This is a genomic window from Nitrospira sp. BLG_2, assembly GCF_049222245.1.
Genome location: NZ_JBLYIG010000374.1, coordinates 1 through 6,054 on the forward strand (window position 1 = coordinate 1; position 6,054 = coordinate 6,054).

Below are 6,054 nucleotides of genomic sequence, written 5' to 3' on the forward strand. Positions count from 1 at the left end.
GGCGCGGCGGCTCGCCAGCTGGCTGAAATTCGTGCGGAGCAGGTGGCTTCGGTGGCAGCCGGACTACGGGATGTCTTTTTCGCGTACGACAGTTTTTCGATCACCGATGAAGGGCGTCACGCCCTTTCCGGCGATGCTGAATGGGCTCGGTCGAATCCGTACGCACAGCTGAAAATCGAAGGGCATTGTGACGAGCGTGGCACCTCAGCCTATAATCTAGTGTTGGGTGAGAAGCGTGCGAAGGCCGTTCGGAATTATCTTGTCGAGCTGGGAATCGCTCCCAGTCATTTGTCCGTCGTTTCCTATGGCAAGGAACGACCGTTCTGCACAGAACATACGGAATCCTGTTATTCGCAGAATCGCCGTGGACACCTCGTTGTCAAAACAGGGAAGTAATGTGCCCGGTAGTGCCGTTCGCCTGAATGGGCCCGATTGTCGGCAGTCGCTTGGAGTTCAGGATATGACGTCTCACCTACGAACCACGCATGGTATGCTTCTCGGTATCGCCATGGGCGGTTTTCTCCTACCGGGTTGTGTCGCGCAGCAGTCAGACCTGAAAAAAGCCGAAAAAGATCTTCAGCAACAACTGTCACAGACCAGAGCCAGGCAGAGCCAAGAGATTTCGACCTTGCGCGAACATGAACTGCCGCAACTGCGAGGAGAATTGGAAAAGGCTCTGCACCAGGCACGAGAGCTTCAGAACAAACAGGAAGATTTCAAGCATCGGTCGGCTCAGTTGGAGCAGCAGACAAAAAAGCTGGAACAGTTGGCTGCCAAGCTGGAAACCGACAGCAGCACACGGTATCTCTGGATGCAGAAGAGCTTTGAGACGCAAGATGCGAAGGTGTCGGCCAGACTCGACGAACTATCGAAGACCATGGAGGTTTTGAAAAAAGAGGTCATTGACGTCGTCCAACGCACGAACGAAGGGTTGGCAAAACGCGTGGATGTCAAGCTGGAAGGGCACCAAAAAGAATTGACAGAGCACCAGAGCAAAATCGATCAGATTTCTCAAAAGTTCACTCAATTCAATCAGGCGCTGACGGGTTTTCGTGAGGCGCTGACGGGTCTGAATGATCGCGTGGGTGAGCATGAAAAAACCGCGAAGCATCTCACATCGAGAATAGATGCCGATTCAAAAATGACAGCGACTCATGCGGAGGATGTCAATAGAAGCGTGATTTCCGTCACGAAGGCGCTTGAAGCGGTTGGGAAAAGAGTCACGGTTCGCCTTGACGAGCAGGATGGTCGAATCGATGCCTTGGCGAAAACTCTTGAGCAGGTATCAAATAGGGCTGTTTCTCCGCAACAGGCGCACAAGCAGGCGCAACCCTCCGCGCTGGGGCCGAATGAGTCCACACTGGAAAGTGGGGAAACGGCAAAGCCGTTCTCTGGACCACAGGCTATGGGAGGTGTGACAACGATCGTTCCTCCTCAAGAATCATCGAGGTTGGAACCGACTCCGGCCAGCGCCGATCCGCCTGATCGGGTTCGCTATGAGGGAGTGTTGGGCCTGTTCCGAGATGGAGATTTGGAAGGTGCTCGGCAAGGATTTACCGGATTTCTCGAAGACTATCCGAACTCAATCCTTGCGTCGAATGCCCGCTTCTGGCTGGGGGAGTCGTACTTCGGCAAGAAAGAATTTCAGAGAGCGATTGATGCCTACGATAAAGTTGAGATCGATTATCCCGGCAGCGAAAAGATACCTGCCGCAATCTTAAAGAAAGGGTATGCGTATTTGGCGCTAAAAGATAGGAAGCGCGCGTCGTCCGCCTTTAAGCAAGTAGTCACGCTCTACCCGAAAACCGTTGAGGCGGGAAAAGCGTCGGACAAACTGGCTCAACTCAAGGAGGTGCGGTAGCAACATGCGAGTCCGTACACTCGTGTCCGGTTCAATGGCATGGGGAGTGTTGGGATCGATGGTCTTGCTCATCGGCTGTGCGAAGCATGCCGATTTTCTGGAAATCCGCAATCAGCTTTCGACCATCTCGCGAACGCAGGATCAGGATCATCAACGAGTGGACGCCGTGATACGCCGATTGGATTCCGTAGAGAGGAGCAAGGATAAGGATTCTACGAAACTGCGATCCGATGAGCTGACGACGCGTTTTCAGAAACTTGAAAGCCGATTGGCAAAGCTGGAGGAGGCTGCCAGCCAGGCGTCGGCCAAGCCAGACTCCTCGAGTGAACCGCGTGCATCCAAGCATGTCAAGCAGACGCAATCTGCAGAGCCGACAATGGCGGTGTCCGGAATCACCCCGACGTCCGCTTTTAATCTGGCATATAATGATTATCTCAACGGGAAATATGAGCTTGCGGTCGCAGGGTTCCAGCGGTTCATCAAGGACTTTCCCGGGACGTCTCTTACCCCCAACGCTCAATATTGGTTGGGAGAATCGTATTACAACTTGAAAGACTATGGGCGGGCCATCCAAACGTTTGACTATCTCGTAGCGGAACATCCAGGGAACGAAAAGATTCCGGCGGCGCTGTATAAGCTTGGTTTGGCGACGGCTGAGACCGGCGATCTCGGCAGGTCGAGAAAGAATCTGAAGCGTGTGCTTGAAGAATTCCCCTCATCGGACGAATCGAAGTTGGCAAAGAATAAGTTGGCCGAGATCCGATGATCGTCGCCGTGGTGCGACGACCCGCCCCACCACCGTCTCATCGCTCATGAGGAGCATCGTGCCGTGCTGAGAACCGACGGCAGTGGCAAGATCTGTATTCTTCCGGAAGAGGTCATCGATCGCATTGCGGCGGGGGAGGTGGTCGAGCGCCCGGCGGCCGTTGTCAAAGAGCTCCTCGAAAACAGTCTCGATGCGGGGAGTCGGTCCATCACGATCGACGTGAAGGACGGAGGACTCGCTTTGATTCGGGTAAGCGACGATGGGGAGGGCATGAGTCGGGAAGATGCCCCGCGTGCTTTTCAGCGTCATGCCACGAGCAAACTCCGGTCCGATCTGGATCTATGGTCCATCCGAACAATGGGCTTTCGGGGCGAAGCACTCCCGAGCATCGCCGCTGTTGCCCGTATTCGGTTGATGACGGCGACCCGTTTTGCCGAAGCGGGGACCGAGTTGGAAGTGGTCGGGGGAACGATCGGGAAAATAGCCGAAGCTCCTCCGGTCACGGGAACGCGCATCGAAATCGCAGGATTGTTCCACAATCAGCCGGCCCGGAAGAAGTTCCTGAAGTCCACTCTGACGGAGTTCTTGCATATCAGCCGGGTCGTACAGCAGGCATCGCTTGCCTGGCCGTCGGTCCATTTCCGCTTGACGCACAACGCCGAGGAGATCTTTCATTATCCGTCCGCGTCGTCGGATGATGATCGGATCGCCCAGGTCTATCGACGCGCCTTTCTCGACCAGTGTCTCCTAATCAAGGCTTCGTTCCCCGGAGCGTGTCTCAGTGGGTACATCGTGGACGCGGTCCATGCAAAGGCCTCTCGCACACCGCAAGAATTATTTGTGAACCGTCGCCCTGTGCGCAACGCCGCAGTCGCTCATGCCGTCGGCGAAGGGTATGGTGCATTTCTCGCCAAAGGAACCCAACCGCGATTCGTGCTGTTTCTGGAAATTGATCCGGATCGTCTCGATGTCAACGTCCATCCAACCAAGCGGGAAGTACGGTTTTCGGACAATGAGTTGATCCATCAACTCGTACGGCGAGCGGTCCGCCAAGCCTTGAGCGGCGGAAAGACGGATGAGTTCGGGAAGACTCCGTTCGTAGAGTCCTCCGTGCGACGGACCTCGGGTTCCATCGTGACAACTCTTCCCACGTCCCAATCCGTTGAAGCGGACTCCACGACATTACGGCCCGGCTCCGAAACGCAATTGCCCTTGGTGAACGAAGCAGCGGAGTCCTACGTTCGAGTGCCTGCAGCTGAGGTGATTGCGTTGGGACAGATCAATCGGACATTCCTCATCGCTCAAGTCGGGGGCGATTTGACAGTGATCGATCAACACACGGCTCACGAACGAGTCCTGTTTGAACGATTGTATCGCGATTGGACGACCCGTAGCATCCAAGCTCAGCCATTGCTGATCCCTGATCCGGTGGAACTGTCGCCCCCACAGGCGGCATTGCTTCGGCGGTACCAAAGTGACCTGGAGCAATTGGGGATGGAGATTGAACCGTTTGGTTCCTCAACCGTCCTCATCAGGGCGATTCCGGTCGGTCTGGGCAAGCTCGATCCGACGACGTTTCTGCAGGATCTCATGGATGATCTCGCGCAATGGGACAGTGCCTCCAATCTGGAGGTGCGAGTGCGGTCAGTCCTGGCATCGGTGGCGTGCCATGGAGCGGTCCGCGCCGGTCGCTCGATGAAACAGGAAGAAGTCAAGGCTCTGGTCGAAGAATGGCGTGCCGAAGGGGAGATCACGACTTGCCCGCACGGGCGGAGAACGTCGTTCCGCCTCAACATCACCGACCTTGAGAAAATGTTCGGACGAGCCGGCTGGTAGCCGATGATTCGGGCAGGAGCTACGGATCTTCGGTAGAGAGTTTTGATCTCAGCAGATACGTGTATTATCGGTTCGGCAGCGTTCATGTGACATGCGATCAGACCAGTTACTCCACTACCGTCCCCTCGTAGTGCTTCTCGGTCCGACAGCCGTCGGTAAGAGCCGGATTGCAATACAAGTGGCCAGACATTTTGATACCGATGTGCTGGCGGCGGATTCCCGCCAAGTGTATCGCGGGATGGACATTGGAACGGATAAGCCGAGCGTTGAGGAGCGTCAGGGTGTGCCGCACCGACTTATCGATTTGGTCGCACCCAGCGAAACGTTCAACGCCGGTTGGTATCGGCGGGTCGCAATGGTAGAAATCGAACGTTTATACAGGGCTGGACGGTTGCCCTTCGTTGTAGGTGGAACGGGATTGTATATTCGGACCTTGGTGAGAGGATTATGTCCAGCACCCCAAGCGGATCCATATGTAAGGGCGAACCTCAAGAAATTGAGAGATGACCGGGGCCGGGACGGCCTCTATGCGGAGCTGAGGCGCGTTGATCAAGAAACGGCAGCACGGCTGCACCCGAACGATGAATCCAAGGTCTTGCGTGCGTTGGAAGTCTATCGGTTATCGGGGCGTCCACTGTCGACCATGCAAGCGGAACACAAGTTTCATGAGACTCCATTTTCCGCTCTTTTAATTGGCCTTGAGCGAAAGAAAGAGATCTTGTATCGAAGGATTGAAGAGCGAATCGATTGGCAGCTGGCTCATGGAATGGTAGAAGAGACTCAATTATTGCTGGGTCAGGGATTCGGACGCGAGCTCGGTTCGATGAAAGGTCTCGGCTATCGCCAGGTCGGAGCCTATTTGGCGAAGGAGTACGATTACGCCGAAATGGTGCGTCGGTTCAAGCGCGACACGAGGCGTTTTGCGAAACGGCAGATGACCTGGTTTCGAAGTGAATCGGGCGTCACGTGGCTGTCGATCGAGGACCACGAGCCGGATCAGCGAACGGCCGAACGAGTGATCGCACATATCGAGCAATTTATGAGAGCCCGTGGACAACAAAAACAGCCTGCTGCGTTGCAGCAGGTTCTTTTGAGAAAAGGATTTGTATGAAGAGAAAAAGACAGGATGAGCGGGTGACCGTCGGGGTGATCGGAGGAAGCGGGCTGTATGATATTGAGGGGCTCACCTCGACTCGGTCCGTCCGAGTCCGTACGCCTTTCGGGGCTCCTTCCGATGCGATTACCGTGGGTTCGCTGGAAGGAATTCGAGTCGCATTTCTTTCACGGCATGGGCGGGGACATGGGTTGAATCCGAGCGTGATCAACTACCGAGCGAACATTTTCGCGCTCAAGTCTCTGGGGGTGTCCCATGTGATTTCGATCAGCGCGGTAGGTAGCATGAAGGAATCAATTCACCCGGGCGACGTTGTCGTGCCGGACCAGTTCATCGACCTCACAAAGCGGCGTGTCTCGACATTCTTTGACAACGGAGTCGTGGCACATGTTGCCTTCGGCGAGCCCATTTGTGCCAAACTCGGACAAACTCTCTTGGCGGCTGGAGAAAAGGTCGGCGCCACGTTGCATTGCAGCG

At 55.4% G+C, this 6,054-nt stretch carries 6 protein-coding genes; all 6 read left to right on the top strand.

All coding sequences use genetic code 11. The annotated features are described in order from the left end of the window. Positions 1 to 396: peptidoglycan-associated lipoprotein Pal (gene pal, locus ACOSYY_RS10380; RefSeq protein WP_421662268.1), on the top strand; the 396-nt coding region annotated here is incomplete at its 5' end. Between the two features lie 64 nt (positions 397 to 460). Next, positions 461 to 1,861 carry a tol-pal system protein YbgF gene (ybgF, locus tag ACOSYY_RS10385; RefSeq protein WP_421662269.1) on the top strand — a complete coding sequence of 467 codons (1,401 nt, stop codon included), beginning with the start codon at positions 461 to 463 and terminating at the stop codon, positions 1,859 to 1,861. Between the two features lie 4 nt (positions 1,862 to 1,865). Next, the gene (ybgF, locus tag ACOSYY_RS10390) at positions 1,866 to 2,627 is read left to right on the top strand and encodes a tol-pal system protein YbgF (protein ID WP_421662271.1); all 762 of its coding nucleotides are present in this window, start codon (positions 1,866 to 1,868) and stop codon (positions 2,625 to 2,627) included. A 63-nt stretch (positions 2,628 to 2,690) separates the two neighbouring features. Continuing rightward, complete coding sequence (gene mutL / locus ACOSYY_RS10395; protein WP_421662272.1) at positions 2,691 to 4,463, top strand: DNA mismatch repair endonuclease MutL; 1,773 nt, start codon at positions 2,691 to 2,693, stop codon at positions 4,461 to 4,463. Positions 4,464 to 4,554: 91 nt separating this feature from the next. Then, a complete protein-coding gene (gene miaA / locus ACOSYY_RS10400; protein ID WP_421662273.1) occupies positions 4,555 to 5,574 on the top strand; it encodes a tRNA (adenosine(37)-N6)-dimethylallyltransferase MiaA in 1,020 nt (339 codons plus the stop codon). Beyond that, on the top strand, positions 5,571 to 6,054 hold a 484-nt coding region (locus ACOSYY_RS10405), incomplete at its 3' end, for an MTAP family purine nucleoside phosphorylase (protein ID WP_421662274.1). The genes miaA and ACOSYY_RS10405, both read left to right, overlap by 4 nt.

Excerpts from the sequence above, each read along its gene's own strand:
- ybgF (WP_421662269.1), top strand. The coding sequence starts at position 461 with ATGACGTCTCACCTACGAACCACGCATGGTATGCTTCTCGGTATCGCC.
- ybgF (WP_421662271.1), top strand. The coding sequence starts at position 1,866 with ATGCGAGTCCGTACACTCGTGTCCGGTTCAATGGCATGGGGAGTGTTG.
- miaA (WP_421662273.1), top strand. The coding sequence starts at position 4,555 with ATGCGATCAGACCAGTTACTCCACTACCGTCCCCTCGTAGTGCTTCTC.